The following is a 25,720-nucleotide window of genomic DNA, read 5'->3' as shown; positions in this document are numbered from 1 at the left end:
CTAATGCCAACAGTAGCAAAATACAATATGTCCGGCGCTAAAGTCGGTGAAATACAGTTAAATGATGCAGTATTCGGCGTAGAAGTTAATGAAGCCGTTATGCATCAGGCCGTAGTTCGTCAGTTATCTAACGAACGTCTCGGCACACACGCAACTAAAACCAGAGGCCTCGTTCGTGGTGGCGGCAGAAAACCTTGGAAGCAGAAAGGTACTGGCCGTGCTCGCGTAGGCTCTACTCGTAGCCCGTTATGGGTTGGCGGTGGTACCGTATTTGGTCCGCAGCCGCGCAGCTATTATAAAGCTATGCCTCGTAAGGCTAGACGTCTTGCGGTTAAATCTGCTCTTAGCGATAAGGTAAACAGCAATGAATTAATCGTTCTCGACGAATTGACAATGGCAGCACCGAAAACTAAAGAAGTATTGAATCTTCTCAATAATTTTAATACTGGTGATGCCAAAGTTCTCTTTATCACCGAAGGTGATATCAATGTGGAACGTTCCGCTCGTAACATTCAGGGTGTAAAAGCTTTAGGGTGTGAAGGCTTAAATATTTTCGACCTTCTTCACTATGACAAGCTCTTCATCACGGAAGGTGCGGTAGCCAAGATTGAGGAGGTGCTCGCATAATGGAATTACGCGATGTTCTTATTCGTCCGATCATTACTGAAAAAACTACCTTGCTTATGGAAGAAGGTAAATACACATTCCGTGTGCCTTTGACTGCTAATAAAGTGCAGATCCGTCAAGCTGTAGAAAAGATCTTCAATGTGAAAGTAGATAAAGTAGCTACTATCCGAGTTCTTGGTAAAGTAAAACGCATGGGTCGTAACCAGGGTAAACGCAGTGATTATAAAAAAGCTATCGTAACCTTGAAGGCCGGCGAAACCATCGAATTCTTTGAAGGTGTTTAAGAGTCTAGTAAGGAGGCCCCATAATGGCAATTAAATCATTTAAACCGTACTCCGCTGGTCGCCGGTTTATGACTGTATCTGCCTTTGCGGAAATTACTGCAAGCAAACCTGAAAAATCCTTGCTCGCTAAGGTTTCTCAGACAGGCGGTCGTAACAACACCGGTAAAATGACTGTACGTCACCAGGGTGGCGGTCATAAACGTCAATATCGTGTTATTGACTTCAAACGTACGAAAGATAATATCCCGGCAAAAGTAGCTACAATTGAATACGATCCGAACCGTAGTGCTCGCATCGCTCTTTTGAACTACGCTGACGGTGAAAAGAGATATATTCTTGCTCCGCAAGGCTTACAGGTTGGTGACACTGTATTCAGTGGTCCGGAATCTGATATTAAACCTGGTAACTGCTTACCGCTTCTTAACATTCCTTTGGGTACTCAGGTACACAACATCGAAATGAAGATTGGCAAAGGTGGTCAGATCGTTCGTTCCGCAGGTACTTCCGCTCAGCTCATGGCTAAGGAAGGTTCCTATGCACTTCTTCGTTTGCCGTCCGGTGAACTTCGTCGTGTGCACATCAACTGCCGTGCAACGGTAGGTGTTGTAGGTAACATCGATCATGAAAACATTACCATTGGTAAAGCTGGTCGTCATCGTTGGATGGGCGTTCGTCCAGGCAACCGCGGTGTTGTTATGAACCCGTGTGATCATCCGCATGGCGGTGGTGAAGGTAAGTCTCCTGTTGGTCGTAAACATCCTGTTACACCTTGGGGTAAACCGGCACATGGTGTTAAAACTCGCGACAAGAAAAAAGCTTCTAACAGCTTGATCGTTAAACGTCGTACAAAATAGGATAAGAGGAAGGAGATAAGACAGTGTCCAGATCGATAAAAAAAGGTCCTTTCGTCGCAGCATCTCTTCTCAAGAAAGTAGAAGCTTTGAACGAAACTAATGATAAGAAAGTTGTAAAAACCTGGTCCCGTGCATCTACTATTATCCCGAGCTTTGTTGGCCACACGATTGCTGTTCATGATGGTCGCAAACACGTGCCTGTATTTATTACAGAAGATATGGTAGGTCATAAATTAGGTGAATTCGCTCCGACTCGTACTTTCAAAGGTCATGTTAAGAGCGAAAAAACCACCGGCAGCAAGTAATAGGAGGAATTAAGTAATGGAAGCAAAAGCAATCGCTAGACATATACGTATCGCGCCTCGTAAAATCCGAATTGTTGCTGATTTGGTACGCGGCAAAAATATCGGCGAAGCATTTGCCATCTTGAAGTTCACTCCGAAAGTTGGCGCCGATGTAGTAGAAAAAGTATTGCGCTCTGCTGTAGCAAATGCAGAACACAATTTTGATATGAATGTAGACAATCTTTATGTATCCGAAATCTTCGTTGATCAGGGTCCGACAATGAAACGCATTCATCCTCGTTCCCGTGGACAGGCTTTCAAAATTTTGAAACGCTCTAGCCACGTAACAGTTGTTGTTAAAGAAAGAGCTTAATAGAAGGAGGGAAATATAGTGGGTCAGAAAGTTAATCCCCATGGTTTGCGTGTCGGTATCGTAAAAGATTGGGACGCAAAATGGTATGCTGATAAAGATTACGCTGCAAACCTTCATGAAGACGTGAAGATTCGTAACTTCTTGAAGAAAACCCTTTTCATTGCAGGAATTTCCCGCATTGAAATTGAGCGTACAAATAAACGTATTAAGTTGGTAATTCATACGGCTAAACCGGGTATGGTAATCGGTCGTGGCGGTGCTGGTATCGAAGATATCCGCAAGGCATTAAAACGTTTTACTGACAAACAAATCGATGTTAACATCGCTGAAATCAAACAGGCTGATATGGATGCTGTACTTGTTGCAGAAAACATTGCTGGTCAGCTTGAACGCCGTATTGGTTTCCGTCGTGCTATGAAACAGGCTGTAGGCCGTACAATGCGCCTCGGTGCTAACGGTATTAAGGTTATGGTAAGCGGTCGTCTCGGCGGTGCCGAAATCGCTCGTAGCGAATCCTATCGTGAAGGTAGTATTCCTCTTCATACTTTACGTGCAAATATCGACTATGGTACAGCAGAAGCTCATACTACCTATGGTTGTATCGGCGTAAAAGTATGGATTTACAAAGGTGAAGTATTGCCGGAGGCAAAACAGGCACCTGCTAAAAAGGAAGAAGGTGACAACTAATGCTTATTCCAAAGCGCGTAAAACATCGTAAACAGTTCCGCGGTCGTATGAAAGGTCGCGCAATGCGTGGTAATAAAGTTGCTCACGGTGAATTCGGTCTCGTAGCATTAGAGCCATCTTGGATTACTAACCGTCAGATCGAAGCTGCCCGTATTGCAATGACTCGTTACATTAAACGTGGCGGTAAAGTTTGGATAAAGATTTTCCCGGATAAACCAATCACTGCTAAACCGGCTGGTACTCGTATGGGTTCCGGTAAAGGCTCTCCGGAATACTGGGTTGCAGTAGTAAAACCGGGCCGTGTAATGTTTGAAATGGACGGCGTTTCCGAAGAAGTAGCTCGTGAAGCTATGCGTCTTGCTGGCCACAAGCTTCCGATCAAAACTAAGTTCGTTGTTAAGGGTAAAGAATTGGGTGGTGACGTAAATGAAGGTTAAAGACATTCGCAACATGAGCGCTGCCGAAATGGAACAAAAGGTTTCCGGACTTAAGGAAGAGTTGTTTAACCTCCGTTTTCAGCTCGCAACTGGTCAATTAGAAAATCCGATGCGTATTCGCGAAGTTAAGAAGACAATCGCTCGTATCAAAACGGTACAGCGTGAAGCTGAGCTTAACGAAAACGCTTAATAACAGGTTTTGTACGGATTGAAAAGGAGGCTAAAGGTCGTGGCAGAAGAAAGAAATGTACGCAAAGTCCGTGTAGGCAAAGTTGTAAGTGACAAAATGGACAAGACTGTCGTTGTGTCTGTAGAACGTAAAGTGCCGCACGCATTATATAGCAAGCCGATGGTAACAAGCAAACGCTTTAAAGCTCATGATGAAAATAATGAATGCCAGCTCGGCGACGTAGTTAAAATTGTAGAAACTCGTCCGCTTTCCAAAGATAAACGTTGGAGAGTTGTCGAAATTCTTGAAAGACAGAAATAATCAGTGATGTAAGGAGGAAAAACGATGATCCAGCAACAAACAATTTTGAATGTTGCCGACAACACTGGTGCAAAACGTATTATGTGCATCCAGGTTTTGGGTGGTTCTTACCGTAAATTCGGCAATATCGGTGACGTAATCGTTGCTTCTGTAAAAGATGCATCACCCGGTGGCGTTGTCAAGAAAGGCGACGTAGTTAAAGCCGTTATTGTTCGTTCTAAGAAAGGTATCCGTCGTCAGGATGGTTCCTATATCCGTTTTGATGAAAACGCTGCGGTAGTTATCAAAGATGATAAGAGCCCGCGCGGTACTCGTATTTTTGGACCGGTAGCTCGTGAGCTTCGTGAAAAAGACTTCATGAAGATTATCTCCCTCGCTCCGGAAGTATTATAAGAAGGAGGAACGCGACGATGTCCCAGAAGAATCTTCTCATTAAAAAAGGCGATACAGTTGTTGTTATCTCCGGTAAAGAAAAAGGGAAGCAAGGCGAAGTTATCGCTGTAGAACCTAAGAAGGAACGCGTATTCGTTAAAGGTCTTAACCTTGTAAAACGTCATACGAAACCGTCTCAGGCTAACCCACAGGGCGGCATTATCACTAAAGAAGCCGGTATTCATGTATCCAACGTAATGGTGCTTGATCCGGAAACGAAACAGCCGACCCGTATTAAGAAAGTTGAACAGAATGGTTCTTTCGTGCGTGCAGCTGTTAAGAGCGGCGCTGTACTCGATAAATAATAGGGAAAGGAGGGCTATGTAAACATGTCTCGTTTAAACGAAAAATACACTTCTGAAATTCGTCAGGCTTTACAGGAGAAATTCCAGTACAAAAATGTAATGGAAATTCCTAAGATTGAAAAAGTCGTTATTAATATCGGCGTAGGCGACGCAGTCGGCAACGCTAAAGCATTGGAAGCAGCTGTTAATGATCTTACGATTATCGCTGGTCAGAAACCTGTAATCACCAAAGCTAAAAAATCTATCGCTAACTTCAAAGTGCGTGAAGGTATGGCATTGGGTACGAAAGTAACCCTTCGCGGCGAACGCATGTATGAATTCCTCGATAAATTAATCAATGTGGCATTACCTCGTGTACGTGACTTCCGTGGCGTAAGCGCAACTGCATTTGATGGTCGCGGTAACTATGCATTGGGTCTTAAAGAACAGCTCATCTTCCCTGAAATTGAATATGATCAGGTAGAACGCGTAACCGGTATGGATATTATCGTTGTTACCACCGCTAAAAATGACGAAGAAGCTCGCGAACTCTTAAGACTCTGCGGTATGCCTTTTGAAAAATAATTAGGAGGAACAGATAGATGGCTAAAAAGTCTATGATCGAACGTGAAAAGAAACGCGCAAAAATGGTTGCTAAATATGCAGCTAAGCGCGAAGCGTTGAAAGCAGCAGGGGATTATGAAGCATTATCCCAACTTCCGGCAAATGCATCTCCTACTCGCTTGCACAATCGTTGCAATTTAACGGGTCGTCCGCATGGTTACATGCGTAAATTCGGTATTAGCCGTATTGCGTTCCGTGAATTAGCATACAAAGGACAGATTCCTGGCGTTAAAAAAGCCAGTTGGTAATGATTACGGGAGGAGGTTTTTAGAATATGGTAATGACCGATCCGATTGCGGATATGCTTACACGTATTCGTAATGCAAACGCAGCGCTTCATGAAACGGTTGAAATTCCGTCTTCTAAGATGAAAGCAGCCGTTCTGGAAATCCTTAAAGAAGAAGGTTTCGTAAAGAGCGTTGAAACCGTTGAAAACGGTAAACACACGAATTTAAAAGTTACATTGAAATATGGTTCCAATAACGAAAAAGTAATTACCGGTATTAAACGTATCTCCAAACCGGGTTTACGCGTATACGCTAAGAAGGAAGAACTTCCTCGCGTATTGGGCGGTTTGGGTATCGCAATTATTTCAACGTCTAAAGGCGTTATGAGCGACAAACAGGCTCGTAAAGAAGGTCTTGGCGGCGAAGTAATCGCTTACGTATGGTAATCAGAGCAATAGGAGGTAGAAATAATGTCACGTATCGGTAGAATGCCTATCGAGATCCCGGAAGGCGTTACAGTTACTTACGAAAACCACGTAATGACTGTTAAAGGTCCTAAAGGCGAATTATCTCGCGAATTGCATCCGGACATGAATATTACTGTAGAAGGTAATGTAATTACAGTAACTCGTCCGAGCGATGACAAAGCTCATCGTTCCTTACACGGCTTGACTCGCGCTCTTGTTGCTAACATGGTGACAGGCGTAGCAACCGGTTTTAGCAAAACTTTAGAAATTAACGGCGTTGGTTACAGAGCGGCAAAACAGGGCAACAAGCTCGTGCTGACTCTTGGCTTCTCCCATCCGGTAGAAATGGAATCTCCGGAAGGTATTACCGTTGATGTACCGGCTCCGAATAAAATTGTAGTATCCGGTGCTGATAAAGAAATCGTAGGCGCTGTTGCGGCTAATATCCGCAAATGGAGAGAACCGGAACCGTACAAAGGCAAAGGTATCCGCTATGAAGGCGAATTCGTTCGTCGTAAGGCTGGTAAGGCCGGCGCTAAAGGTAAATAATATCAACAGGTAATAGAAAGGAGTGACAACCTTGGCTCGTAAATCCACTAGAAACATTGCTCGAGCAAAACGCCATCTTCGTCTTCGTCGTCACATTTCCGGTACGGCAGAACGTCCGCGTTTGAATGTATATCGTTCTTTGAGCAATATTTACGCACAGGTAATCGATGACGTAGCAGGCAACACCTTGGTGGCTGCCAGCTCTCTTGATAAAGAATTAAACTTAACCTACGGCGGTAACGTTGCAGCAGCTAAAGCCGTTGGTGAATTAGTTGCAAAACGTGCTCTCGCTAAAGGTATTGATACAGTAGTATTTGACCGTGGCGGTTATATTTATCATGGTCGTGTAGCGGCCCTTGCAGAAGGTGCTCGTGAAGCAGGCTTGAAATTCTAAGAAGGAGGAACTTGAGACATGGCGAGAATTGACTACACCAGTCTTGACTTAAAAGAAAGAGTAGTATTCATCAACCGCGTAGCCAAAGTTGTAAAAGGCGGTCGTCGTTTTTCCTTCAGCGCACTCGTTGTTGTCGGTGACGGCAACGGACATGTAGGCGTTGGTTTGGGTAAAGCTGCGGAAGTTCCGGAAGCTATTCGTAAGGGCATTGATGATGCTAAGAAAAACCTTATCCACGTTGTTATTAAGAACGGTACCATTCCTCACACTGTTACAGGTACATTCGGTGCAGGCCGCGTATTCTTAAAACCGGCAGCTGAAGGTACTGGCGTTATTGCAGGTGGCCCGGTTCGTGCCGTATTGGAATTGGTAGGTGTACGTAATATCCTTACTAAATCTATCGGCTCTTCTAACCCGAACAACATGGTTCGCGCAACGCTCGAAGGTTTGGCACAGCTTAAACGCGTTGAAGATGTAGCAGCTCTTCGTGGTAAAACTGTAGCTGAAATTTACAACTAAGGGGGATTGACTGTAATGGCACAGGTAAAGATTACATTGACCAGAAGCTTGATCGGTCGCCCGGAAGATCAGCGTGCGACAGTAAAAGCTTTGGGCTTGAAAAAGACTAACTCTCAGGTAGTGAAAGACGTTACCCCGCAAATTCAGGGTATGCTTCACAAAGTTAGACATTTAGTTACTGTAGAAGAAGTGTAAGATAGATAAGGAGGTGCACTGAATGAAACTTCATGAATTAACTCCTGCAGCTGGTTCCAAGAAAACCAGAACTCGTGTAGGTCGTGGTCTTGGTTCCGGTTTAGGTAAAACATCCGGTCGTGGACAGAAAGGTCAGAACTCCCGTAGCGGCGGTGGCGTTCGCTCCGGTTTCGAAGGCGGCCAGATGCCTCTTTATCGTCGTTTACCGAAACGCGGCTTCAAAAATGTATTTGCAAAAGAATACGCAGAAGTTAACGTATCTCAGTTGAACCGTTTTGAAGACGGTGCAACCGTTGATCCGGTAGCTCTTATTGAAGCAGGCATTCTCAAGAATGTACGCGACGGTATCCGCATCCTTGGTAACGGTACTTTGGAAAAGAAATTAACCGTTATCGCTAACGGCTTTACTAAATCTGCCGAAGAAAAAATCGTAGCAGCAGGCGGAAAAGTAGAGGTGATCTAGGGTGCTAGAAGGCCTCTCGAACATCCTCAAAATAACGGAGCTTCGTAACAAGGTAGCCTATACGTTACTTATGTTTATCGTGTTCAGGGCAGGCGTTCACATCCCGGTTCCCGGCGTAGATGCTTCGGTTATTGAAAGCTTATTTACCGCGGGCGGTTTATTTGGTCTATTAGATCTATTTGCCGGCGGTGCGCTCAGTAAATTCTCTGTATTCGCTATGAGTATTACTCCATACATCAATGCGTCGATTATTATGCAGCTTTTGACTGCAGTTGTTCCGACCTTTGAACAGTGGAGTAAAGACGGCGAAGAGGGACGAAAAAAAATTGCGAAGGTTACGCGTTATGGTACGGTCATCCTCGGCTTTATTCAAGCCTTTGGGATGAGTTACGCATTGCGCGCCAACAATGCATTGATCGATAATAGTATGTTATCGGTTATCGTGATTTCCATTATCTTGACAGCAGGTACTTGCCTCTTGATGTGGATTGGTGAACAAATCACCGCACATGGCATCGGCAATGGTATTTCTCTTATCATTTTTGCCGGTATCGTTGCTCGTTTCCCATCCGGATTCAGTACTATTTATCAGTACTTACAGGTAGGAACGATTAACATTTTCCAAGCAATTTTGTTTGCTATTATCGCTATTGCAATGGTTGTATTTGTAATAGCGGTTACTCAAGGCCAGCGCCGCATTCCTATCCAGTACGCGAAACGCGTGGTAGGTCGGAAGATGTACGGTGGTCATTCGACTTTCCTGCCTCTTAAAGTCAATCAGGCAGGTGTTATCCCCATTATCTTTGCGTCATCCGTTTTGATGTTCCCGGTAACGTTAGCGCAGTTCGTTCAGGTTGACTGGGTCAAATCTATTGCTAACTATTTTACTTGGGGGACGCCGATACAAACAGTTCTCTATGCTGTGCTGATATTTATGTTCACCTATTTCTACACGGCAATATCGATTAACATTACGGATATGGCAGATAATATGAAAAAATACGGTGGATTTATCCCAGGTATTCGCCCGGGTAAACCTACTGCTGATTACGTAGATCGGGTTATGACTCGTATTACGTTTGCCGGTGCTATTTTCTTAGCATTCATTGCCATTTTGCCGAACTTCATCGGTGGCATTACTGGTATCGAAGGGGTCTACTTTGGTGGTACCGCCCTTCTTATCGTAGTTGGTGTTGCACTTGATACAATGCAGCAGGTTGAATCGTTAGTTTTAACCAGACATTATAAAGGTTTCGTGAAGTAGGAGGGAAACAAGATGCACATTTTATTAATGGGACCTCCGGGTGCAGGTAAAGGCACTCAGGCAGTTCGTTTAATTGAAAAATATGGTATCCCTCAAATTTCAACCGGAGATATGTTCCGCGCTGCGGTGAAGGAATGTACCCCTCTTGGACTTGAGGCTAAGAAGTATATGGATGCCGGTCAATTAGTGCCGGACAGTGTTACTGTCGGCATCGTTCGCGAACGTTTGGGCAAGGATGATTGCAAAAAAGGATTCATCCTTGATGGCTTTCCGCGTACGACTGCGCAGGCAGTTTCCTTGGATGCCATTTTAAAAGAAATGGGAATTGTTCTTGATGCCGTTGTGAACCTCAATGTTCCTTCTGACGAACTGGTACGACGCATCAGTGAACGTGCACGTCTTGAAAATCGTGATGATGATAAACCGGAAACAGTACAGAAACGTCTTGCTGTATACGAAGAATCCACAAAACCGTTAATTGACTACTATCGCAATAGCGGTTTGTATGTGGAAATTAACGGATTACAGGATGTGGACCAAGTATTTACAGATATCGTTAAGGCGTTGGAGAAATAATCAATGATTATTTTAAAATCGCAGAATGAAATAGAGTATATCCGTCAGGCATGCCGACTTACAGCAGATACGCTGACCCAACTAATAGCAGCAGCTAAACCGGGCATTACGACGCTTGAGTTAGATCAGATTGCCGAAGAATATATTCGCAGCCACGGCGGTGTGCCGAGCTGCAAGGGTTACTATGGGTTCCCCGCAACGATTTGTGCGTCTGTTAATGAAGAGGTTGTACATGGTATTCCAAGTGCTAAGCGCAAGCTTAAGCATGGTGACATTTTGAGTATCGACTTAGTGTCATCTGTTAACGGGTATCACGGTGATTCTTGTGTGACTGTGCCTATCGGTCATGTAAAACCGAAGGTGCACCAGTTGCTCAAGGTTACGGAAGAAAGCCTCTTTAAAGGCATTGAACAGGCCGTCGTTGGTAACAGAGTCGGAGATATATCGCATGCGGTACAGTCGTATTGTGAAAAATTCGGATTTGGAGTTGTGCGCGATTTCGTTGGTCATGGCCTTGGTCGTGAAATGCACGAAGATCCGCAGATTCCTAACTATGGCCCTGCGGGGCATGGCCCCATCCTAAAACCGGGAATGGTGCTGTGTATCGAGCCGATGATTACGATGGGAACATACGAAGTGGAAGTTCTCGGAGATGATTGGACTGCCGTTACTCTTGACGGTAAACCGGCGGCTCACTTTGAACATACAGTGGTTGTTACGGAAAACGGCCCTGAAATATTAACTATGCGTGATGAACCGCGGTTAATACGATAACCAGGTAACCGGAGGAATAATGATATGTCAAAAGAAGACGTTATTGAAGTGGAAGGTACGGTAGTTGAGGCATTGCCGAATGCCATGTTCCAAGTAGAACTTGAAAATGGACATATAGTGCTTGCCCATGTGTCAGGTAAAATGCGTATGAATTTTATTCGTATCCTTCCCGGTGATAAAGTTACTATGGAACTGACACCATATGACTTAAATCGTGGTCGCATTACCTATCGCTTCAAATAAGCGCGCGCCACAAAGGAGGTACTTATGAAGGTTAAACCATCAGTTAAAAAGATATGCGAAAAATGCAAAATCATTAAACGCAAAGGCCGTGTAATGGTAATTTGCGAAAATCCGAAACATAAACAGAAACAAGGTTAATTGATAGGAGGTGGATGAATAGATGGCACGTATAGCCGGTGTAGATTTACCACGTGACAAACGTGTTGAAATTGGTTTGACATATATTTACGGTATTGGGTTGACGCTTTCCAAGGAAATCTTGGCAAAGACCGGTATTAACCCGGATACTCGTGTTCGCGATTTAAGCGAAGACGAAGTAGCTAAGATTCGTGGTCTTCTCGACGAAGAATACAAAGTAGAAGGTGACCTTCGCCGTGAAGAAGCTCTCAACATTAAGCGCTTGATTGAAATCAACTCCTATCGCGGTAAGCGTCATCGTATGGGTTTACCATGCCGCGGACAGCGTACTAAGACGAATGCTCGTACTCGCAAGGGTCCTAGAAAAGCAATCGCCGGTAAGAAGAAATAATAAAGGAGGGATACAGCGTGGCTAAGAAAGTTGTAAGAAGCAAAAGAAAAGAAAAGAAACATATTGAGTCCGGAGCAGCGCATATTCGCTCCACATTCAATAACACTATCGTAACCATCACCGATATCAACGGTAACGCGCTTTCCTGGGCATCTGCCGGTGGTCTTGGTTTCCGTGGTTCCCGTAAGAGCACTCCGTTTGCTGCTCAGATGGCTGCCGAACAGGCTGCTAAAGCAGCTATGGAACATGGCTTACGTCAGGTTGAAGTATTCGTTAAAGGTCCGGGTGCAGGCCGCGAAGCAGCTATTCGTGCATTGCAGGCTGCTGGTTTGGAAGTTAACAGTATTAAAGATGTTACTCCGATTCCGCACAACGGTTGCCGTCCTCCGAAACGTCGTCGCGTATAATTTATCGATTGGCGACTGTGTTTAAGATGGTTGCTGTGATATACTATACTTATGGGGCGTTTTTTATAGGAGGATTATCCTGATGAGCGAAGAAAAAAAACTCAAAATCGAGAAAGTTGATATGAGCGACGACGGTCGCTACGGTAAATTCGTGTGCGAACCGTTGGATCGTGGCTATGGTATTACTCTCGGTAATAGCTTGCGTCGGATTTTACTTTCGTCCTTGGATGGAGCGGCTATCACTTCCATAAAAATCGAAGGTGTTCTTCATGAGTTCTCTACCATCCCGGGAATTCGCGAAGACGTAACGGATATAATCCTTAACCTCAAACAACTGTGCCTTCGCCTCGAAAGCGAAGCACAGGTTCCGTTGGATGTTCACATCGATATCCAGAAGAACGGAGTTTTAACTGCTGGTGATTTGATTCCTCATTTTCCACCAGAGGTTGAAATTTTAAATCCTGAGCTCGTAATTGCTACTATGGATGAGGTGGCTCATCTGGTAATGGATGTGCGCATAGATCGTGGTAAGGGCTATGTGCCGTCCACGAAGAATAAGAGAGAAGACGATGTAATCGGTCGTATTCCGATTGATTCTATTTTCTCGCCGATTCTTCGAGCAAAATATGAAGTTGGCGATGTACGTGTAGGTAATGAAATGGACTTCGATAAGCTTACGCTCGAAGTTTGGACTGATGGCTCCATTACCGCAGCAGATGCGGTAGCAAAATCAGCAGCTATCATGATTAGCTACTTGGGCAACTTCACTAAATTGGCACATTCCGTTGATACGATTAATCTTGGTACTGATGAATACGAAGGTGAAGTGGTATCTACGGATACGGAAGAAGTCGTTGAAGATGACGGCCCGTCCAAGATTCCAATTGATGATTTGGAATTATCCGTACGTGCATATAACTGCTTGAAACGTGCAGGCATTAATACTATTGCGGATTTGCTTGATAAATCCGTTGAGGACTTAGGTAAGGTCCGTAACTTGGGTAAGAAATCCATCGATGAAATTGAAGAAAAGCTTCAAAACCATCCGTTGGGCGGCTTCTCTCTCAAGAAAAAAAGCGAATAAGAGGAGGATGACTAATGTACAGAAAATTAGGCCGAGACAGCTCCGCGCGTAAGGCTTTGTTCCGCGGAATGTTAACATCTTTCTTCCAATATGATCGTATTGAGACCACTGAAGCTAAAGCTAAAGAATTGCGCGGCTTGGCTGATCAGATGATTACTTTGGCTAAACGCGGCGATCTTCACGCTCGTCGTCAGGTTCTCGCATACCTCATGGACGAAGATGTTGTTAAAAAATTATTTGACGAAATTGCTCCGAAATATGCTGAGCGCCAGGGTGGTTACACTCGTGTAATTAAAACTGGTCTTCGCAAAGGCGATGCCGCTCCGCAAGCTATTATCGAGTTAGTCTAGTAATTATACACATAATAAACGGTGTTGCTCTATGGCAGCACCGCTTTTTATTCTGTATAAAAATTATTTTTGCAGAGGTTCTGTCTTTGCTATAATGAAAGAAATGTATGTACTTGGTTAACCTACAAATTTTTATTAGGTTAACGAAGTATGGACATTTATTATGAAAACGGTGTATAGTTGTTTTGTTAATCTAAAAACTATGTGAGGATGCATTGATGGGAAAGCGAGATACCAAACAAAGAAATATAAGTCATCGAGGCAAGAAAGAAGTCGGTTGCCGAGAAGAACAGAAAATTAGCTATCAAGAAGAAAAGCAGACTAACTATCAAGAGGAAGCGAGTAATACGAAGCCGATACAGACTATAAAAAATAGTGACTCTTTTTGCGAATATAAGATAGATAAAGAGGTTATGATTGACGTATCGCATATGAGTCATGTGTATACCGATGAAATGGGAAATCCTGTTCATGCCCTCAAGGATGTAGATGTAACTATATATAAAGGCGAGTTTGTAGCGATTATCGGCACTAACGGTAGTGGCAAAAGTACATTGGCCAAGCATTTTAATGTGTTACTCACGCCCAGTGAAGGAACCGTTAAAGTTTTGGGAATGGATACACAGGATCCGGCGCACATTTGGGATATACGTCAACATGTGGGCATGGTATTTCAGAATCCGGATAATCAAATTGTTGCTGCTGTTGTTGAAGAGGATGTGGCATTTGGACCGGAAAATCTTGGCATTGAACCAAGTGAAATCAGACGTCGCGTAGATGAAGCGTTGAAGGCTGTCAATATGAGTCAATATGCACTTCATGCACCACATTTATTGTCCGGTGGGCAGAAGCAGCGGATTGCTATTGCCGGTGTATTGGCGATGAAGCCGGAGTGTATTATTTTAGACGAGCCTACGGCTATGTTGGATCCACGAGGACGAAAAGAAGTACTCGACACAGTACGACGTCTGAATAAGGAAGAAGGTATTACGGTTGTCTATATCACTCATTTTATGGAGGAAGCTGCTGTAGCTGATCGTATCGTGGTAATGAAGAATGGAGTTAAGCTACAAGAAGGTACACCGCGTCAGATTTTTGAACAGGTAGATACGTTAAAGCAGTTGGGACTGGATGTGCCGGTGGCAGCTGAAGTTGCTTCGGAGTTGATAAAGAGAGGTCATGCGTTACCGAAAGGTATTATTACGAATGAAGAATTAGGAGATGTGCTATGTCGATAGTTTTGGACAACATATCATATGTATACGGTGCTCATACGCCATACGAAAAAAAAGCACTGGACGGTATAACATTAGAAATTCATGAAGGTGAATTCCTGGGCATCATCGGTCATACCGGTTCGGGTAAGTCAACATTGGTGCAACATTTAAATGGCTTACTCCATCCCACCTCGGGAAAGGTAACAGTCAATGATGTTGATTTAGCAGATAAAACGGAAGAGGCGCGCAATATGCGCCATACGGTGGGCATGGTTTTTCAGTATCCGGAGCATCAACTCTTTGAAGAAACAATTGCTAAAGATATTGCATTTGGACCTCGCAATTTAGGATTGTCAGAAGAAGAGGTAGACGAGCGCGTACGCGAAGCAATGAAGTTTGTCGGTCTTGACTATGATACATATGCGGAGCGCTCACCGTTTCATTTATCCGGAGGACAGATGCGACGAGTAGCGATTGCCGGCGTCGTAGCGTTAAACCCATCATACTTAATCTTGGATGAACCATCGGCTGGACTTGATCCGTTTGGTCGTGAAGAAATTTTTGATGAAATCATTCGTCTGCATAAAGAGAAGGGCATTACGGTAGCATTGGTGTCTCATAACATGGAAGATATTTCTCGAATGGCGACCCGCCTCATCGTATTAGACGGCGGTCATGTTATTTTAGATGACGAACCGCTGACCATATTTATGCATCACCGTGAAGAGTTACAAAAAGCAGGTGTGGATGTGCCCCCGGTGTCTGTATTGATGGAAACATTGAAGCATCGCGGATTACCGGTTTCTACGGAAGTTCGAAATGTGGACGATGCGGTAATGGCTATTGAAAAGGCTTTGAAGGAACAGGAGGTACACCATGCTGAGTAATATTACTATTGGGCAGTATTTCCCGGGACAATCCTTTATTCATAAAATGGATCCGCGTGCGAAGATTTTAGCGACTATGATTTTTATTGTGGCTATTTTCTTAGCGGAAACCGTAGCATCCTATGCGGTAGTAGCCGGCTTCACGATTGTAACGTTGGCTGTATCACGATTGCCTTGGCGATTGGTTTGGACATCAATTAAACCATTATGGATTATTATCGTATTTACTATGGGAATTCACGTATTTACAACGCCGGGGACTATGTTGTGGCAATACGGATGGCTTCACATTTCCGAAGAAGGTGTGCGCATGGGATCCATGATGGCCGCGCGTTTAGTATTTCTTATCGTATTCTCATCGCTATTGACATATACTACATCGCCGATTCGATTGACTGACGGGATTGAACACTTATTGGCACCATTCAAGAGGTTTGGTGTACCAGCGCACGAGTTGGCTATGATGATGACCATTGCTTTGCGATTTATTCCTACCTTATTGGAGGAAACCGATCGTATTATGAAGGCACAAGAGTCACGCGGCGCAGATTTTACAACGGGCAGCATAGTCAAACGGGCGAAACATATGATTCCTTTATTAGTACCTCTTTTCATCAGTGCCTTTCGTCGGGCCGACGAGCTAGCTGTGGCTATGGAAGCTCGTTGCTATCGCGGTGGCGAAAATCGAACTCGCATGAAGGAACTGGTGATTACCGGCTATGATTACATCGGCATGGCATGTATCATAGGCGTTACTCTACTCTTAATCGTTATGCGGTGGTTCGTATGAGGAACATTCGATTGATTGTGGCCTATGATGGTACCGAGCTGTGTGGCTATCAGAGGCAAGCAAATGATGTGACGGTGCAAGGTTGCTTGGAAGAAGCACTGAGTAAAGTATGCAATGAGTCAATCAGTATATATGGTGCGTCGCGTACTGATGCGGGAGTGCATGCAAAGTTTCAGGTCATTACCTTTTTTACAGAAGGGCGAATTCCCGTAGAAAATTTAACGAGGGCGTTAATTGCGCACTTGCCACCGTATATCGTAGTACGACGAGCAGAAGAGATTCCTTTGGATTGGCGGCCTCGGTGGCGTATTCTGGGTAAGGAATATGTGTATACCATTCATAACGACAGCGTGCAGGATCCGCTGGGCATGCGTTACCATTGGCATGTGAAAAAGCCGTTAGACGTAGAGCGCATGCGTGAAGCTGCGCGGCTATTGGAAGGCACACACGACTTTACTTCTTTGCAAGGTGCCAACTCAACACCGGCGAATCCGGTTAAGACATTATTTCGTGTGGCCGTTAAACAGAACGGACCGCACATTACGTTGCATGTAGTTGGCGATGGATTTTTGTATCATATGGTACGAAATATTGCGGGCCTCTTGGTTGATGTAGGTTTGGGGAAGGTGGAGCCGGGACGTATACCGGAACTACTGGCAGCTAAGGATCGTCGTAAACTGGGAAAAACAGCGCCGGCACAAGGCCTTTGTTTAGAAGAAATATTTTTTGACAGCGTTCGGCTGGATGTGGTAGTGTCTGAATTATAAGGGGATGAAGATGTTAGCTTATAAGGAGGACACAATATGGATGCCCGAGCTTATGTGAAAGATACCCTGCTCTTGCTTAATGAGTTGCATGCAGAAGGAATCATTGAGAAAATGACGAATCGGTTTGCAAATACCTATACGCAAAAAAGCGATAGGCATATATTGTCCTATGATATGTTTATATCTCATTTGCAAGCGTTACGTTCAGCAATGTCTCGATTGATGGTCACCGTGTTGGGCGCAGCGGCTTATGAGGAGACGGTTCTTACGCATCATCATGTAAAGGTGTGGAAGAAATCAGAGGCTACACCCAGTGAGGTAGAGGTGTATGCACATTTTGCGGTTGGTGAAGATGGCATACAATCCTGTGAGGAAGTATCGAGAGTTATCCGTGGCAGCGTAGAGGATGCCGACCTTAGCCATCGACAATAAAGAGAATAGTGTAGTTAGTAAATGATGTGATTGGTATTATATTTGGTTATTATTATGTTTGGGAGAACTCGAAAGGGTTCTCCTTTTTTGATAGAAACAGGTCATAATATAGTTGAAACTGCGTAACGATGGTAAGAAGGAGTTGATCTTATGATAGATATGATAGCAGCTAAACGTCGTAGTATTCGGAGATTTACGGGAGAGAGTATTGCTGAAACGACGATACGAGAATTACTTGTTACGGCAGGGCGCGCACCGTCGGGAAAAAATAGGCAGCCTTGGCATTTTACCGTAGTGACTGGTAAGGCGAAGCGCGAACTGGCAAGTATATTGTGGCAAATGGCTACCGATAAAGAAAGTTGCGGCGAAGTATTTGGTAGCTTGCGCATCAGTGCACGGGCTATAGCAGAAGCCGGGGCTGTCATATTGGTAGGTAATCGGTACGCTCCATTAGAACAAGATTACAATGACAAACGCTATCGTCGCGTGATGGACACACAGTCGATTGGTGCTGCAATTCAGACAATACTATTGGCAGCGACGGAAAAAGGATTAGGTACTCTGTGGATTTGTGACGTATTTCAATGTGAAGAGGAGATTCAAAGCTGGTGGGGACGTAACGATGAATTAGTGGCGGCCATTGCCATTGGTGTGCCGGCAGAAGCACCGTATCCACGGTGGCGTGAAGATGTGGATACATTGATGGATTGGCGCAGTGAATAGTCATTGGTACTAACATTGAGTAAGCAGCTAATAGAACTGTAATTGGAATATTAAATAGCAATACAAGTGGTATATTAATTTGTCATAGCAGCCGGTACTCTCGTTGAATTGTACAAGAAATTCTTACAACAGAGAGTAAATAATCTGGTAAGACGAATAAATATTCTTTTGGTATGACCCTGTCTTTGAATACTATGAGCATTTGGCGGGGACGGTAAAAATAAGAAAAGCTTGATAGTGCGTGCTTTAACGGGAACAGGCAATAATACAAGGCAGTGTATATCCTATAGAATCAATATGAGCCTGCCTTTGCGTCCTATGCATGGAGGCCTTCTATGACTGATTGTGCATGATTGCTAATTTTACATAAAAATGCTATTATTGGTGTAGTTGAAAGATTGGATTAGTATACATTTTTTTACATACATTGTTGAACAGTCTTTCTAAGTCCAATGTGAAATCCTAAGGAGGGTGAATCTCTTGCAAAAACGTAAAGATTTTATCTGGAAAATGGGCGGCCAGCAAGGTGAAGGGATTGAAAGCTGTGGCGAAATCATGGCGACAATCCTCGCAAAAGAAGGCTATTCTTTATATAGCCAGCGTTTGTTCGCATCGCGTATTAAAGGTGGTCATACGACCTTCGCTTTGCGCATTGCGTTAGAACCGATTATGACCGTTGGTGAAAAAATCGACTTCTTGGTAGCACTTGACCAGGAAACTGTTGATAAACATGGTGAAGAAGTGCGTGAAGGCGGCTTTATTATTTGCGACAGCAAAGTAAATCCGGACTTCTCTAAATTTGATGGCGCACCGATCACCTGCTTGGCATTGCCGATTACCGAAACTGCTATGAAACAGGGATCGCTGTTGATGCGTAACATCGTAGCACTCGGTATGTCCGTTGCTTTGTTGGGCTTTGACAAGACGCCGTTCAGAACGGCGATTGCCGCAAAATTTGCGAAAAAATCGCAGGATATTGTAGACAAGAACCTTAACGCCTTTGAAGATGGTCATGCATTGGTATTGGCTAGCAAGGGCGATGTAGAAATCGAAACATTACCGGTACCGCAGCCGAAGGATCAGATGTTCCTTCTCGGCAACGAAGCATTGGCATTAGGTGCTATTGCTGCCGGATCTCGTTTCATGGCTTCCTATCCTATTACGCCGGCTTCGGAAGTTATGGAATACATGATTAAGAAAATGGATAAAATCGGTGCAACCGTTGTACAGACGGAAGACGAAATTGCCGCTTGCATGACGGCTATGGGCGGTGTATATGCCGGTGTTCGCGGTTTCACATGTACATCCGGTCCGGGTCTCAGCCTTATGGCAGAATCCTTATCCATGGCTTCCATGGCCGAGTTGCCGATGGTTGTTATTGACGTGCAGCGCTCCGGCCCATCCACAGGGATGGCAACAAAGGTAGAAACCTCTGACCTCAACGCAGCATGTCATAATGCTCATGGCGATTATGCGAATATCGTTATTTCCCCGACCAGCATCGAAGAATGCTTCTACGAATTACAGAAAGCATTTAACCTTGCCGAACAGTATCAGTGCCCTGTTATCTTTATGCCTGATTTACAGCAAGGTCTTAATAAGCAGTCGGTACCGAGCTTTGATCTCAACCGCGTGCCGATTAACCGCGGCAAGTTGATGAAGGAAGAAGACCTTCCGGAATTGGAACGCCCGCACTACTTCAAACGCTTTGAACTCGTAGAAGACGGTATCTCGCCGCGTACGATTCCAGGCATGAAGAATGGTTTGTTCCTTTCCACGGGTCTTGAACACAATGAAGAAGGTAAACCGGCAGAAGCACCGTCTATGCACGTATCGCAGACGGATAAGCGTCTCCGTAAATTAGAAACGGTAGCCGATAACTATGAACCGTTCCTTAACAATGCTAAGCATGACGAATGTGACGTGCTCGTTATCGGTATTGCTTCCAGCCGCGGTGCTATCGAAGAAGCGGTAGCCGAATTGGAAGCAGAAGGCCATAAAGTTAACCATTTACAGCTTCGTCTTATCAAACCGTTCCCGACGAAACAGCTTTTACCGTTCTATCAAAATGCGAAGAAGGTTGTTATTTGTGAACAGAATGCTACTGCACAGTTGGCAGACATGTTCCGCATTAACATGCCAGAAAAACGCAAAATTCACAGCTGCCTGAAATATGACGGTAATCCGTTTACGGCATCCTATGTGAAGAAAGCTATCAAGGAGGTTTTATAAGATGACAACAGCTAACGATTACAGAAATGATATTCGTCCTAACTGGTGCCCGGGCTGCGGTCATTACGGGGTGCAGGCAGCTATTGCCGATGCAGTGGCTGCACTGGATATTTCTCCGGAAAACTTGGCCGTTATTTCCGGTATCGGTTGTTCCAGCCGTATCGGCGGATACTTCTACACTTACGGTGCTCATACGACGCACGGTCGTGCCTTGCCGTATGCACAGGGGGTTAAATTGGCCAACCAGGATCTGAACGTTGTATGTGCCGGCGGTGACGGTGATGCGTTCGCTATCGGTATGGGGCATACCATTCACGCCTTCAAGCGCAATGTAAATATTACGTACATTGTTATGGATAACCATGTATATGGCTTGACGAAAGGTCAGACATCTCCGCGTTCCGATATTGGTTTTGTAACGAAGACATCCCCGCATGGATCCTTCGAATCTCCGTTACCGATTTGCGAAACAGCAATCGCATCCGGTGCTACCTTTGTAGCGCAGAGCTATATGGTTAACCGCGCCGAATTGGTTGAATTGATTAAACAGGGCATGCAGCATGAAGGCTTCTCCTTCATCAATGTATTCAGTCCGTGCGTAACGTATAACAAACGCAATAGCTATGACTGGTTCAAAGAACACTTAACTTCTTTGAGCACTGTAGAAGGATATGATCCGACAAACCGCGTACAGGCATTGCAGACATTGGGCGCTCACGAAGGTTTGGTAACCGGTTTGATTTATCGTGATGATACCAAGCCGTCCTTTGAAAAAGCAATGGCAGCTGTTAACGGCGGTCCGCATCCGCGTGCATTGGTTCATGACGTTGTAAAACCGAATGCCGATGTATTTGCTGATCTTTGTAAAGAATTTAAATAAGATAGGATAAGCAGTATACAGTGTTGCTTATGAAAAAAAGGTCTCCGGTGTGTGCCGGAGACCTTTTTTGTATGACGGTTGCCAAGAAGAAGGAGATTCGCTATAATATAGACATTGTCTCGCGCTTGTGCGAGCAAGACAGTTCGTAACCATCCTGTCTATAAATAAAACTAAGGAGAAAAACAAATGAACAGAGTATCACACACGAGAAAACTTACTATTTCGGGAATTTTGTTGGCATTGTACATCGTCATCATGATGGCCACGCAAGGATTTGCTTTTGGTCAATACCAGGTGCGAATTGCAACGGCGTTGTACGGTTTGGCGGCATTATTCCCTTTTTCTGTGCCTGTATTCGGCTTGGCAAACTTAATCAGCAATATGATTATGGGCGGGCTGGGACCGATTGATGCCATCGGCGGTTGTATAGTGGGTCTTCTCAGTGCCGGCGCAGCGGCATGGGGAAAGCGAATGGGACTTGGTAATTGGATAGTTATTCCTATCATTACTTTTATCCCGGGATTAGTTGTACCCCTTTGGCTGGCATATTTACTTCAGGTACCGTACATCATATTGGCAAGTAGTCTGCTAGTGGGCCAAGTCATCTGCGGTATTGTCAGCTATATATTAGTAAATGCTATTGAGCGTGTCCACGGTACTATGGCTAAAGAGACGGCACCAAATCAGTATGATGCTATGGTAATGAGTAGTCACGAAGGTGTAATAGCAGCGCATGATGAGTTTACATCCAAGGAGGTAAGAAGCTATGGCAAGCGGTAGAACACAAGAGGAATTGCAGGGCGTTCATGGATTGGGGCATCATACTACCTATCCGACCGATTATGCACCACAGGTATTGGAATCGTTTCCGAATAAGCATCCGCAGAACGATTACTGGGTAAAGTTTAATTGTCCTGAGTTTACGAGCCTATGCCCGATGACGGGGCAACCGGATTTTGCAACCATATACATTTCGTATGTACCGGATGAACGACTGGTAGAAAGTAAATCTTTAAAGCTATATCTGTTTAGCTTTAGAAATCATGGTGACTTTCACGAAGATTGTGTAAATATCATTATGAAAGATTTAATTGCATTAATGTCGCCGAAGTACATTGAAGTGTGGGGGAAATTCACACCCCGCGGCGGTTTGTCGATAGATCCTTATGCCAATTACGGAAAGCCGAATACTGACTGGGAACGAGTGGCAAAGGAACGACTGCAGTTTCATGATATGCAGCCGGAACGGGTAGCATATAGATAGCAACATGTTGGCCTATGGCAATATGCAGTGAGACAGGTGTAGTGTAGGTAGATTAAGAAATATATAATAGCATAACGTGTCAATAGGTACATAAGAAAAGACATAGTCACTATCGGACAATAGTAACTGTGTCTTTTTCATTATACTCACATGTAGTATCTGTATACTATATGTGTAAACATCTACGATACCCAATGACAGTGATGTTTATTATAAAAAAGCGTCTCCGATGGCCGTGATTTGCACAGGTCCATCCAGATAATACTGAGGACATAATGATTGATCATCATGGCTCACCGTATGCCAACGCTGATGAACGGTTAAGGTGCCGCCGGGTTGATGCAAGGTAAGTGATTGATTGCCCCGGTGAGAACTTAATAAGGCCGCCCCCACAGCTGTAGTGCCGCTGGCACAGCTTTGCTCCCAAAAGATGGATTCGGTAGCATCTACATATACAACCGGCACCATCTCTTGGCGTATAGTATCATAGAACATGATGCCGAAGGCAGCTGCTGTTTCTTGGTGTTTTAATTGAGAAAACAGTGAATCGAATAATCGGTGTAACGTAGGGCGTACAGCATCTGCTAATAATCCCTCGGTATGAAAGGCATTACCGACGATAGATGGGGATAGCTCATACCATGCACGTATGGGAACAATATAATGAGTAATTCCGGGGAAGGTAACACGGTGTAATGGTAGGGTCCATGTATCAAACGATATATGTATTATGTCAACGGTTTGCGGTGATGGCATATGGGCCTCTGCATAAAATATAAAGGGATGATCGGTTGGTCGCACGATACAGCGAATAGGAGCGGATGACCCGGAACAATATACCAATGGTTGATAGCTTCCGTCAGCTTCGGGCGCTAGCATCCGTGCGTAGACTGCATAAGACGCAGCAGACCGTGTGGCATTGCCACAAAATTCTCCGCCCATCATGGTCAATCGAATCGGGATTTCTCGAGGGCTGCCGTTAGAAGGATAGCTAAGGAAGCCGACCTGTTCGGCATGCAGATGGTTATATGCCATCAATTGATTGGCTATGGTTGGTCTGGCTTCGTCTTCTATCGGCGTATCGACGAGAATAGTAATGTTGCCGGCCGGATTTACTTTTATGAAATGGAGTGAGACAGACCGGGGATGGCTATCTTGTTTCGATGACACTGTGGATGCAATCGTCTTGGCAGTACGTGATGTGTCCTGGTAATTTGATGACATGGACAAAACCTCCTTTGCTGAGGGGAAGCTATAATGAAATGTAGTGAACTTTCTTTCAGTGTACCATAGAAATGGGCGTATCCATAGTATTCTCTTTGGAATTTGCGCATACCTATGCATGAAAAGTAATGGCACATTCTTCTAAAATAGATTACAATATATATGTATTGTAACCAGAGATAATGAAGTTGGCATGTGCCGACAGCAGGTTTAACCGAGCTGTGTTGCACTCCGCTTATAAGTAGGTATTATGGTAGAAAGAGGAGATGACATAGGTATGTCGGATGTATTTTTTACAAACTTGCGCACCCGCGTCGGTGAAAGTTTATTGGATAAAATGGAACGCTTGGTACGAAAAGCCGGAATCGGAGAAATTGATTTTGCTAATAAATATGTAGCTATCAAGATGCATTTCGGTGAACCGGGGAATTTGGCATATCTGCGCCCGCAATATGTAGCGCGCTTGGTAAAAATTATTAAAGAACTCGGTGGTAAACCGTTTTTGACGGACTGCAATACATTGTATGTAGGCGGTCGTAAGAACGCGCTGGATCATATCGAGTCAGCGTACCAAAATGGGTTCAATCCGTACAATACGGGAGCCCACATTATTATTGCCGACGGGTTGAAAGGGCTTGATGAAATTAAAGTGCCGGTGCCGGATGGCAAATACGTGAAGGAAGCAAAGATTGGCCGCGCGTTGATGGAAGCGGATATTGTTATTTCGCTGACACATTTTAAAGGACATGAATCCGCCGGCTTTGGTGGCGTCATTAAAAACTTAGGCATGGGCGGTGGATCCCGTGCCGGCAAAATGGAACAGCACAGTGCGGGTAAGCCTTTCGTTCAGCAAGAGCTTTGTATTGGATGCGGTCAGTGTGAAAAATACTGTGCCCATGATGCGGTGCATGTAACCAATCGTAAATCGTTTATTACGGAAGAAAAATGCGTAGGCTGTGGCCGTTGTGTTGGTGTATGCCCGGTGGATGCGATTTCGCCGATGTGGGATGAAGCCAATACGGTACTCAGCGAAAAGATGGCGGAATACACGGCTGCCGTAGTGCGTAATCGTCCTCGTTTTCATATCAGCTTTGTTGTAGACGTATCGCCGTATTGCGATTGCCATGGTGAAAATGATGTGCCTATCGTACCGGACGTGGGGATATTTGCTTCCTATGATTTGGTAGCTTTGGATCAAGCGTGCGTTGATGCGGTTAATAAACAGCCGATTATGCCGGGCAGTATGTTGGATGAAAAAGAAGAACACGGTTGGGATCATTTCCACGATGTGTCACCGGATACCGACTGGGAAGCAGCTTTAAAACGCGCCGAAGATTTAGGGTTAGGAACGCGTGCGTATCGTCTGGTAGAGGTAAAATAAGTAACGTGGAATTGGGTGTCGTGTAGATGTAGTGGTTGTAACGAAAGGCGATTAGACTATGAAATGGGTAGGTAAACGAATGGCAGTGTTGGCGATGATGGTGTCAGCACTGGGGATCGGAGCGGCGTCGGCAGACATGCCGCTAAACGGACCGGATTGGAACAGTTATAATGAAAGTCATACATTTGCGGCTACGGCTATGCATCAAGGCTTCTATACTGTATATACGGTGCCTACTGTATCGGTTGATTATTCTGAGCCGCCGGTGTATGTATTTTCCGTAAACTCTATGGAAGTGCGACCGGATGGTGATCGATTGTATAGCGGCCGCGCAGTGTATAAATTGAATTACGCTACGAAGGAAGCATGGATTCTTGATATTCGCAGCGAAAAGGCGCCGTACTGGCAGCCTATTCCAACAAACAGTGTGACCAATAAGGTAGTATTGAATAAGTTGTCCAAGCAAGCATTGGGAATTCCGTTTGTGGAATAACGCGAATAGAGAA

41 protein-coding genes are annotated in these 25,720 nt (G+C 44.6%); 40 read left to right on the top strand and 1 reads right to left on the bottom strand.

Annotated features, from left to right (window positions below; all coding sequences use genetic code 11):
- The first annotated feature begins 3 nt into the window (after nucleotides 1-3).
- The 38 genes from rplD (at nucleotide 4) to queF (ending at nucleotide 22,609) form a co-directional block, all read left to right on the top strand.
- A complete protein-coding gene (gene rplD / locus Q5873_RS07795; protein WP_028254688.1) occupies nucleotides 4-627 on the top strand; it encodes a 50S ribosomal protein L4 in 624 nt (207 codons plus the stop codon).
- Complete coding sequence (gene rplW / locus Q5873_RS07790) at nucleotides 627-911, top strand: 50S ribosomal protein L23 (RefSeq protein ID WP_028254687.1); 285 nt, start codon at nucleotides 627-629, stop codon at nucleotides 909-911. The genes rplD and rplW overlap by 1 nt, the downstream gene beginning before the upstream one ends.
- 23 nt (nucleotides 912-934) lie before the next feature.
- On the top strand, nucleotides 935-1,765 hold the full coding sequence (rplB, locus tag Q5873_RS07785; RefSeq protein WP_028254686.1) for a 50S ribosomal protein L2: 831 nt from the start codon (nucleotides 935-937) through the stop codon (nucleotides 1,763-1,765).
- Between the two features lie 23 nt (nucleotides 1,766-1,788).
- On the top strand, nucleotides 1,789-2,070 hold the full coding sequence (gene rpsS, locus Q5873_RS07780; protein WP_028254685.1) for a 30S ribosomal protein S19: 282 nt from the start codon (nucleotides 1,789-1,791) through the stop codon (nucleotides 2,068-2,070).
- A gap of 16 nt (nucleotides 2,071-2,086) precedes the next feature.
- Nucleotides 2,087-2,422, top strand: coding sequence for a 50S ribosomal protein L22 (gene rplV / locus Q5873_RS07775; RefSeq protein WP_028254684.1), 336 nt, complete (start codon nucleotides 2,087-2,089; stop codon nucleotides 2,420-2,422).
- 18 nt (nucleotides 2,423-2,440) lie between these two features.
- Complete coding sequence (gene rpsC, locus Q5873_RS07770; RefSeq protein WP_288189984.1) at nucleotides 2,441-3,109, top strand: 30S ribosomal protein S3; 669 nt, start codon at nucleotides 2,441-2,443, stop codon at nucleotides 3,107-3,109.
- Nucleotides 3,109-3,546 (top strand): 50S ribosomal protein L16, encoded by a 438-nt coding sequence (gene rplP, locus Q5873_RS07765; protein WP_028254682.1) that lies wholly within the window; start codon nucleotides 3,109-3,111, stop codon nucleotides 3,544-3,546. Before rpsC ends, rplP begins: the two co-directional genes overlap by 1 nt.
- On the top strand, nucleotides 3,536-3,736 hold the full coding sequence (rpmC, locus tag Q5873_RS07760; protein WP_028254681.1) for a 50S ribosomal protein L29: 201 nt from the start codon (nucleotides 3,536-3,538) through the stop codon (nucleotides 3,734-3,736). The genes rplP and rpmC overlap by 11 nt, the downstream gene beginning before the upstream one ends.
- 39 nt (nucleotides 3,737-3,775) lie before the next feature.
- On the top strand, nucleotides 3,776-4,036 hold the full coding sequence (rpsQ, locus tag Q5873_RS07755) for a 30S ribosomal protein S17 (RefSeq protein WP_028254680.1): 261 nt from the start codon (nucleotides 3,776-3,778) through the stop codon (nucleotides 4,034-4,036).
- A gap of 24 nt (nucleotides 4,037-4,060) precedes the next feature.
- Nucleotides 4,061-4,429 (top strand): 50S ribosomal protein L14, encoded by a 369-nt coding sequence (gene rplN / locus Q5873_RS07750; protein ID WP_006555663.1) that lies wholly within the window; start codon nucleotides 4,061-4,063, stop codon nucleotides 4,427-4,429.
- 17 nt (nucleotides 4,430-4,446) lie between these two features.
- Nucleotides 4,447-4,773, top strand: a complete 327-nt coding sequence (gene rplX / locus Q5873_RS07745; RefSeq protein ID WP_028254679.1) for a 50S ribosomal protein L24 — start codon at nucleotides 4,447-4,449, stop codon at nucleotides 4,771-4,773.
- Between the two features lie 24 nt (nucleotides 4,774-4,797).
- Nucleotides 4,798-5,337, top strand: coding sequence for a 50S ribosomal protein L5 (gene rplE / locus Q5873_RS07740; RefSeq protein ID WP_028254678.1), 540 nt, complete (start codon nucleotides 4,798-4,800; stop codon nucleotides 5,335-5,337).
- A gap of 17 nt (nucleotides 5,338-5,354) precedes the next feature.
- On the top strand, nucleotides 5,355-5,624 hold the full coding sequence (gene rpsN, locus Q5873_RS07735) for a 30S ribosomal protein S14 (protein WP_028254677.1): 270 nt from the start codon (nucleotides 5,355-5,357) through the stop codon (nucleotides 5,622-5,624).
- Nucleotides 5,625-5,650: 26 nt separating this feature from the next.
- Nucleotides 5,651-6,049, top strand: coding sequence for a 30S ribosomal protein S8 (gene rpsH / locus Q5873_RS07730; RefSeq protein ID WP_028254676.1), 399 nt, complete (start codon nucleotides 5,651-5,653; stop codon nucleotides 6,047-6,049).
- Nucleotides 6,050-6,073: 24 nt separating this feature from the next.
- Nucleotides 6,074-6,619, top strand: coding sequence for a 50S ribosomal protein L6 (gene rplF / locus Q5873_RS07725; protein ID WP_028254675.1), 546 nt, complete (start codon nucleotides 6,074-6,076; stop codon nucleotides 6,617-6,619).
- 31 nt (nucleotides 6,620-6,650) lie between these two features.
- The gene (gene rplR / locus Q5873_RS07720; RefSeq protein WP_028254674.1) at nucleotides 6,651-7,013 is read left to right on the top strand and encodes a 50S ribosomal protein L18; all 363 of its coding nucleotides are present in this window, start codon (nucleotides 6,651-6,653) and stop codon (nucleotides 7,011-7,013) included.
- Between the two features lie 18 nt (nucleotides 7,014-7,031).
- Nucleotides 7,032-7,532, top strand: coding sequence for a 30S ribosomal protein S5 (rpsE, locus tag Q5873_RS07715; RefSeq protein ID WP_288189983.1), 501 nt, complete (start codon nucleotides 7,032-7,034; stop codon nucleotides 7,530-7,532).
- A gap of 15 nt (nucleotides 7,533-7,547) precedes the next feature.
- The gene (rpmD, locus tag Q5873_RS07710) at nucleotides 7,548-7,727 is read left to right on the top strand and encodes a 50S ribosomal protein L30 (RefSeq protein WP_028254672.1); all 180 of its coding nucleotides are present in this window, start codon (nucleotides 7,548-7,550) and stop codon (nucleotides 7,725-7,727) included.
- A gap of 22 nt (nucleotides 7,728-7,749) precedes the next feature.
- Nucleotides 7,750-8,190 carry a 50S ribosomal protein L15 gene (rplO, locus tag Q5873_RS07705; RefSeq protein WP_028254671.1) on the top strand — a complete coding sequence of 147 codons (441 nt, stop codon included), beginning with the start codon at nucleotides 7,750-7,752 and terminating at the stop codon, nucleotides 8,188-8,190.
- Nucleotide 8,191: 1 nt separating this feature from the next.
- On the top strand, nucleotides 8,192-9,454 hold the full coding sequence (gene secY / locus Q5873_RS07700) for a preprotein translocase subunit SecY (protein ID WP_288301525.1): 1,263 nt from the start codon (nucleotides 8,192-8,194) through the stop codon (nucleotides 9,452-9,454).
- Nucleotides 9,455-9,466: 12 nt separating this feature from the next.
- Complete coding sequence (locus Q5873_RS07695; RefSeq protein WP_028254669.1) at nucleotides 9,467-10,030, top strand: adenylate kinase; 564 nt, start codon at nucleotides 9,467-9,469, stop codon at nucleotides 10,028-10,030.
- 3 nt (nucleotides 10,031-10,033) lie between these two features.
- Complete coding sequence (map, locus tag Q5873_RS07690; protein ID WP_205088364.1) at nucleotides 10,034-10,804, top strand: type I methionyl aminopeptidase; 771 nt, start codon at nucleotides 10,034-10,036, stop codon at nucleotides 10,802-10,804.
- A gap of 24 nt (nucleotides 10,805-10,828) precedes the next feature.
- Nucleotides 10,829-11,047: a translation initiation factor IF-1 gene (gene infA, locus Q5873_RS07685; RefSeq protein WP_004695147.1), complete on the top strand. Its 219-nt coding sequence runs from the start codon at nucleotides 10,829-10,831 to the stop codon at nucleotides 11,045-11,047.
- Between the two features lie 24 nt (nucleotides 11,048-11,071).
- Complete coding sequence (rpmJ, locus tag Q5873_RS07680) at nucleotides 11,072-11,185, top strand: 50S ribosomal protein L36 (protein WP_007391661.1); 114 nt, start codon at nucleotides 11,072-11,074, stop codon at nucleotides 11,183-11,185.
- Between the two features lie 22 nt (nucleotides 11,186-11,207).
- Nucleotides 11,208-11,576, top strand: a complete 369-nt coding sequence (rpsM, locus tag Q5873_RS07675) for a 30S ribosomal protein S13 (RefSeq protein ID WP_028254667.1) — start codon at nucleotides 11,208-11,210, stop codon at nucleotides 11,574-11,576.
- Between the two features lie 17 nt (nucleotides 11,577-11,593).
- On the top strand, nucleotides 11,594-11,983 hold the full coding sequence (gene rpsK / locus Q5873_RS07670) for a 30S ribosomal protein S11 (RefSeq protein ID WP_028254666.1): 390 nt from the start codon (nucleotides 11,594-11,596) through the stop codon (nucleotides 11,981-11,983).
- 82 nt (nucleotides 11,984-12,065) lie between these two features.
- Nucleotides 12,066-13,067, top strand: coding sequence for a DNA-directed RNA polymerase subunit alpha (locus tag Q5873_RS07665; RefSeq protein WP_028254665.1), 1,002 nt, complete (start codon nucleotides 12,066-12,068; stop codon nucleotides 13,065-13,067).
- A 14-nt stretch (nucleotides 13,068-13,081) separates the two neighbouring features.
- On the top strand, nucleotides 13,082-13,417 hold the full coding sequence (gene rplQ, locus Q5873_RS07660; protein WP_028254664.1) for a 50S ribosomal protein L17: 336 nt from the start codon (nucleotides 13,082-13,084) through the stop codon (nucleotides 13,415-13,417).
- 413 nt (nucleotides 13,418-13,830) lie between these two features.
- Entirely contained in the window at nucleotides 13,831-14,655 is an 825-nt protein-coding gene (locus Q5873_RS07655) for an energy-coupling factor transporter ATPase (protein ID WP_303060268.1), read from the top strand.
- Nucleotides 14,646-15,521 (top strand): energy-coupling factor transporter ATPase, encoded by an 876-nt coding sequence (locus tag Q5873_RS07650; RefSeq protein ID WP_303060233.1) that lies wholly within the window; start codon nucleotides 14,646-14,648, stop codon nucleotides 15,519-15,521. The genes Q5873_RS07655 and Q5873_RS07650 overlap by 10 nt, the downstream gene beginning before the upstream one ends.
- Entirely contained in the window at nucleotides 15,511-16,311 is an 801-nt protein-coding gene (locus Q5873_RS07645) for an energy-coupling factor transporter transmembrane component T family protein (protein WP_288301527.1), read from the top strand. The genes Q5873_RS07650 and Q5873_RS07645 overlap by 11 nt, the downstream gene beginning before the upstream one ends.
- Complete coding sequence (truA, locus tag Q5873_RS07640) at nucleotides 16,308-17,078, top strand: tRNA pseudouridine(38-40) synthase TruA (RefSeq protein WP_028254660.1); 771 nt, start codon at nucleotides 16,308-16,310, stop codon at nucleotides 17,076-17,078. Before Q5873_RS07645 ends, truA begins: the two co-directional genes overlap by 4 nt.
- Before the next feature lie 36 nt (nucleotides 17,079-17,114).
- Entirely contained in the window at nucleotides 17,115-17,510 is a 396-nt protein-coding gene (locus Q5873_RS07635) for a hypothetical protein (protein WP_303060230.1), read from the top strand.
- Between the two features lie 150 nt (nucleotides 17,511-17,660).
- Complete coding sequence (locus Q5873_RS07630; RefSeq protein WP_303060228.1) at nucleotides 17,661-18,233, top strand: nitroreductase family protein; 573 nt, start codon at nucleotides 17,661-17,663, stop codon at nucleotides 18,231-18,233.
- A gap of 480 nt (nucleotides 18,234-18,713) precedes the next feature.
- Nucleotides 18,714-20,465, top strand: a complete 1,752-nt coding sequence (locus Q5873_RS07625; protein ID WP_338117104.1) for a 2-oxoacid:acceptor oxidoreductase subunit alpha — start codon at nucleotides 18,714-18,716, stop codon at nucleotides 20,463-20,465.
- 1 nt (nucleotide 20,466) lies between these two features.
- Nucleotides 20,467-21,345 (top strand): 2-oxoacid:ferredoxin oxidoreductase subunit beta, encoded by an 879-nt coding sequence (locus Q5873_RS07620; protein ID WP_028254657.1) that lies wholly within the window; start codon nucleotides 20,467-20,469, stop codon nucleotides 21,343-21,345.
- Nucleotides 21,346-21,531: 186 nt separating this feature from the next.
- Entirely contained in the window at nucleotides 21,532-22,125 is a 594-nt protein-coding gene (locus Q5873_RS07615) for a QueT transporter family protein (protein WP_303060225.1), read from the top strand.
- A complete protein-coding gene (queF, locus tag Q5873_RS07610; RefSeq protein WP_276627072.1) occupies nucleotides 22,112-22,609 on the top strand; it encodes a preQ(1) synthase in 498 nt (165 codons plus the stop codon). The genes Q5873_RS07615 and queF overlap by 14 nt, the downstream gene beginning before the upstream one ends.
- 210 nt (nucleotides 22,610-22,819) lie before the next feature.
- On the opposite strand, the gene Q5873_RS07605 is transcribed toward queF, so the two are convergent.
- Nucleotides 22,820-23,833, bottom strand: a complete 1,014-nt coding sequence (locus Q5873_RS07605) for a histidine racemase CntK family protein (protein ID WP_303060224.1) — start codon at nucleotides 23,831-23,833, stop codon at nucleotides 22,820-22,822.
- A 277-nt stretch (nucleotides 23,834-24,110) separates the two neighbouring features.
- Here Q5873_RS07605 and Q5873_RS07600 point away from each other — a divergent pair, with 277 nt between their 5' ends.
- Together Q5873_RS07600 and Q5873_RS07595 are read left to right on the top strand one after the other, a co-directional pair.
- A complete protein-coding gene (locus Q5873_RS07600) occupies nucleotides 24,111-25,214 on the top strand; it encodes a DUF362 domain-containing protein (protein ID WP_288301537.1) in 1,104 nt (367 codons plus the stop codon).
- A gap of 58 nt (nucleotides 25,215-25,272) precedes the next feature.
- Nucleotides 25,273-25,707: a hypothetical protein gene (locus Q5873_RS07595; RefSeq protein ID WP_276627063.1), complete on the top strand. Its 435-nt coding sequence runs from the start codon at nucleotides 25,273-25,275 to the stop codon at nucleotides 25,705-25,707.
- Nucleotides 25,708-25,720: the final 13 nt, after the last annotated feature.

The organism is Veillonella magna, assembly GCF_959600285.1.
Lineage (GTDB): Bacteria > Bacillota > Negativicutes > Veillonellales > Veillonellaceae > Veillonella_A > Veillonella_A magna.
The sequence above is the reverse complement of the archived record's forward strand: the minus strand, read 5'-3'. Positions and strand labels throughout refer to the sequence as shown.

Coding starts and splice junctions, on each gene's coding strand:
- rplD (WP_028254688.1), top strand. CDS start 4: ATGCCAACAGTAGCAAAATACAATATGTCCGGCGCTAAAGTCGGTGAA.
- rplW (WP_028254687.1), top strand. CDS start 627: ATGGAATTACGCGATGTTCTTATTCGTCCGATCATTACTGAAAAAACT.
- rplB (WP_028254686.1), top strand. CDS start 935: ATGGCAATTAAATCATTTAAACCGTACTCCGCTGGTCGCCGGTTTATG.
- rplV (WP_028254684.1), top strand. CDS start 2,087: ATGGAAGCAAAAGCAATCGCTAGACATATACGTATCGCGCCTCGTAAA.
- rplP (WP_028254682.1), top strand. CDS start 3,109: ATGCTTATTCCAAAGCGCGTAAAACATCGTAAACAGTTCCGCGGTCGT.
- rpmC (WP_028254681.1), top strand. CDS start 3,536: ATGAAGGTTAAAGACATTCGCAACATGAGCGCTGCCGAAATGGAACAA.
- rplN (WP_006555663.1), top strand. CDS start 4,061: ATGATCCAGCAACAAACAATTTTGAATGTTGCCGACAACACTGGTGCA.
- rplX (WP_028254679.1), top strand. CDS start 4,447: ATGTCCCAGAAGAATCTTCTCATTAAAAAAGGCGATACAGTTGTTGTT.
- rplE (WP_028254678.1), top strand. CDS start 4,798: ATGTCTCGTTTAAACGAAAAATACACTTCTGAAATTCGTCAGGCTTTA.
- rpsN (WP_028254677.1), top strand. CDS start 5,355: ATGGCTAAAAAGTCTATGATCGAACGTGAAAAGAAACGCGCAAAAATG.
- rpsH (WP_028254676.1), top strand. CDS start 5,651: ATGGTAATGACCGATCCGATTGCGGATATGCTTACACGTATTCGTAAT.
- rplF (WP_028254675.1), top strand. CDS start 6,074: ATGTCACGTATCGGTAGAATGCCTATCGAGATCCCGGAAGGCGTTACA.
- rpsE (WP_288189983.1), top strand. CDS start 7,032: ATGGCGAGAATTGACTACACCAGTCTTGACTTAAAAGAAAGAGTAGTA.
- rpmD (WP_028254672.1), top strand. CDS start 7,548: ATGGCACAGGTAAAGATTACATTGACCAGAAGCTTGATCGGTCGCCCG.
- rplO (WP_028254671.1), top strand. CDS start 7,750: ATGAAACTTCATGAATTAACTCCTGCAGCTGGTTCCAAGAAAACCAGA.
- Q5873_RS07695 (WP_028254669.1), top strand. CDS start 9,467: ATGCACATTTTATTAATGGGACCTCCGGGTGCAGGTAAAGGCACTCAG.
- map (WP_205088364.1), top strand. CDS start 10,034: ATGATTATTTTAAAATCGCAGAATGAAATAGAGTATATCCGTCAGGCA.
- infA (WP_004695147.1), top strand. CDS start 10,829: ATGTCAAAAGAAGACGTTATTGAAGTGGAAGGTACGGTAGTTGAGGCA.
- rpmJ (WP_007391661.1), top strand. CDS start 11,072: ATGAAGGTTAAACCATCAGTTAAAAAGATATGCGAAAAATGCAAAATC.
- rpsM (WP_028254667.1), top strand. CDS start 11,208: ATGGCACGTATAGCCGGTGTAGATTTACCACGTGACAAACGTGTTGAA.
- Q5873_RS07665 (WP_028254665.1), top strand. CDS start 12,066: ATGAGCGAAGAAAAAAAACTCAAAATCGAGAAAGTTGATATGAGCGAC.
- rplQ (WP_028254664.1), top strand. CDS start 13,082: ATGTACAGAAAATTAGGCCGAGACAGCTCCGCGCGTAAGGCTTTGTTC.
- Q5873_RS07655 (WP_303060268.1), top strand. CDS start 13,831: ATGATTGACGTATCGCATATGAGTCATGTGTATACCGATGAAATGGGA.
- Q5873_RS07650 (WP_303060233.1), top strand. CDS start 14,646: ATGTCGATAGTTTTGGACAACATATCATATGTATACGGTGCTCATACG.
- Q5873_RS07645 (WP_288301527.1), top strand. CDS start 15,511: ATGCTGAGTAATATTACTATTGGGCAGTATTTCCCGGGACAATCCTTT.
- truA (WP_028254660.1), top strand. CDS start 16,308: ATGAGGAACATTCGATTGATTGTGGCCTATGATGGTACCGAGCTGTGT.
- Q5873_RS07635 (WP_303060230.1), top strand. CDS start 17,115: ATGGATGCCCGAGCTTATGTGAAAGATACCCTGCTCTTGCTTAATGAG.
- Q5873_RS07630 (WP_303060228.1), top strand. CDS start 17,661: ATGATAGATATGATAGCAGCTAAACGTCGTAGTATTCGGAGATTTACG.
- Q5873_RS07620 (WP_028254657.1), top strand. CDS start 20,467: ATGACAACAGCTAACGATTACAGAAATGATATTCGTCCTAACTGGTGC.
- Q5873_RS07615 (WP_303060225.1), top strand. CDS start 21,532: ATGAACAGAGTATCACACACGAGAAAACTTACTATTTCGGGAATTTTG.
- queF (WP_276627072.1), top strand. CDS start 22,112: ATGGCAAGCGGTAGAACACAAGAGGAATTGCAGGGCGTTCATGGATTG.
- Q5873_RS07605 (WP_303060224.1), bottom strand. CDS start 23,833: ATGTCATCAAATTACCAGGACACATCACGTACTGCCAAGACGATTGCA.
- Q5873_RS07600 (WP_288301537.1), top strand. CDS start 24,111: ATGTCGGATGTATTTTTTACAAACTTGCGCACCCGCGTCGGTGAAAGT.
- Q5873_RS07595 (WP_276627063.1), top strand. CDS start 25,273: ATGAAATGGGTAGGTAAACGAATGGCAGTGTTGGCGATGATGGTGTCA.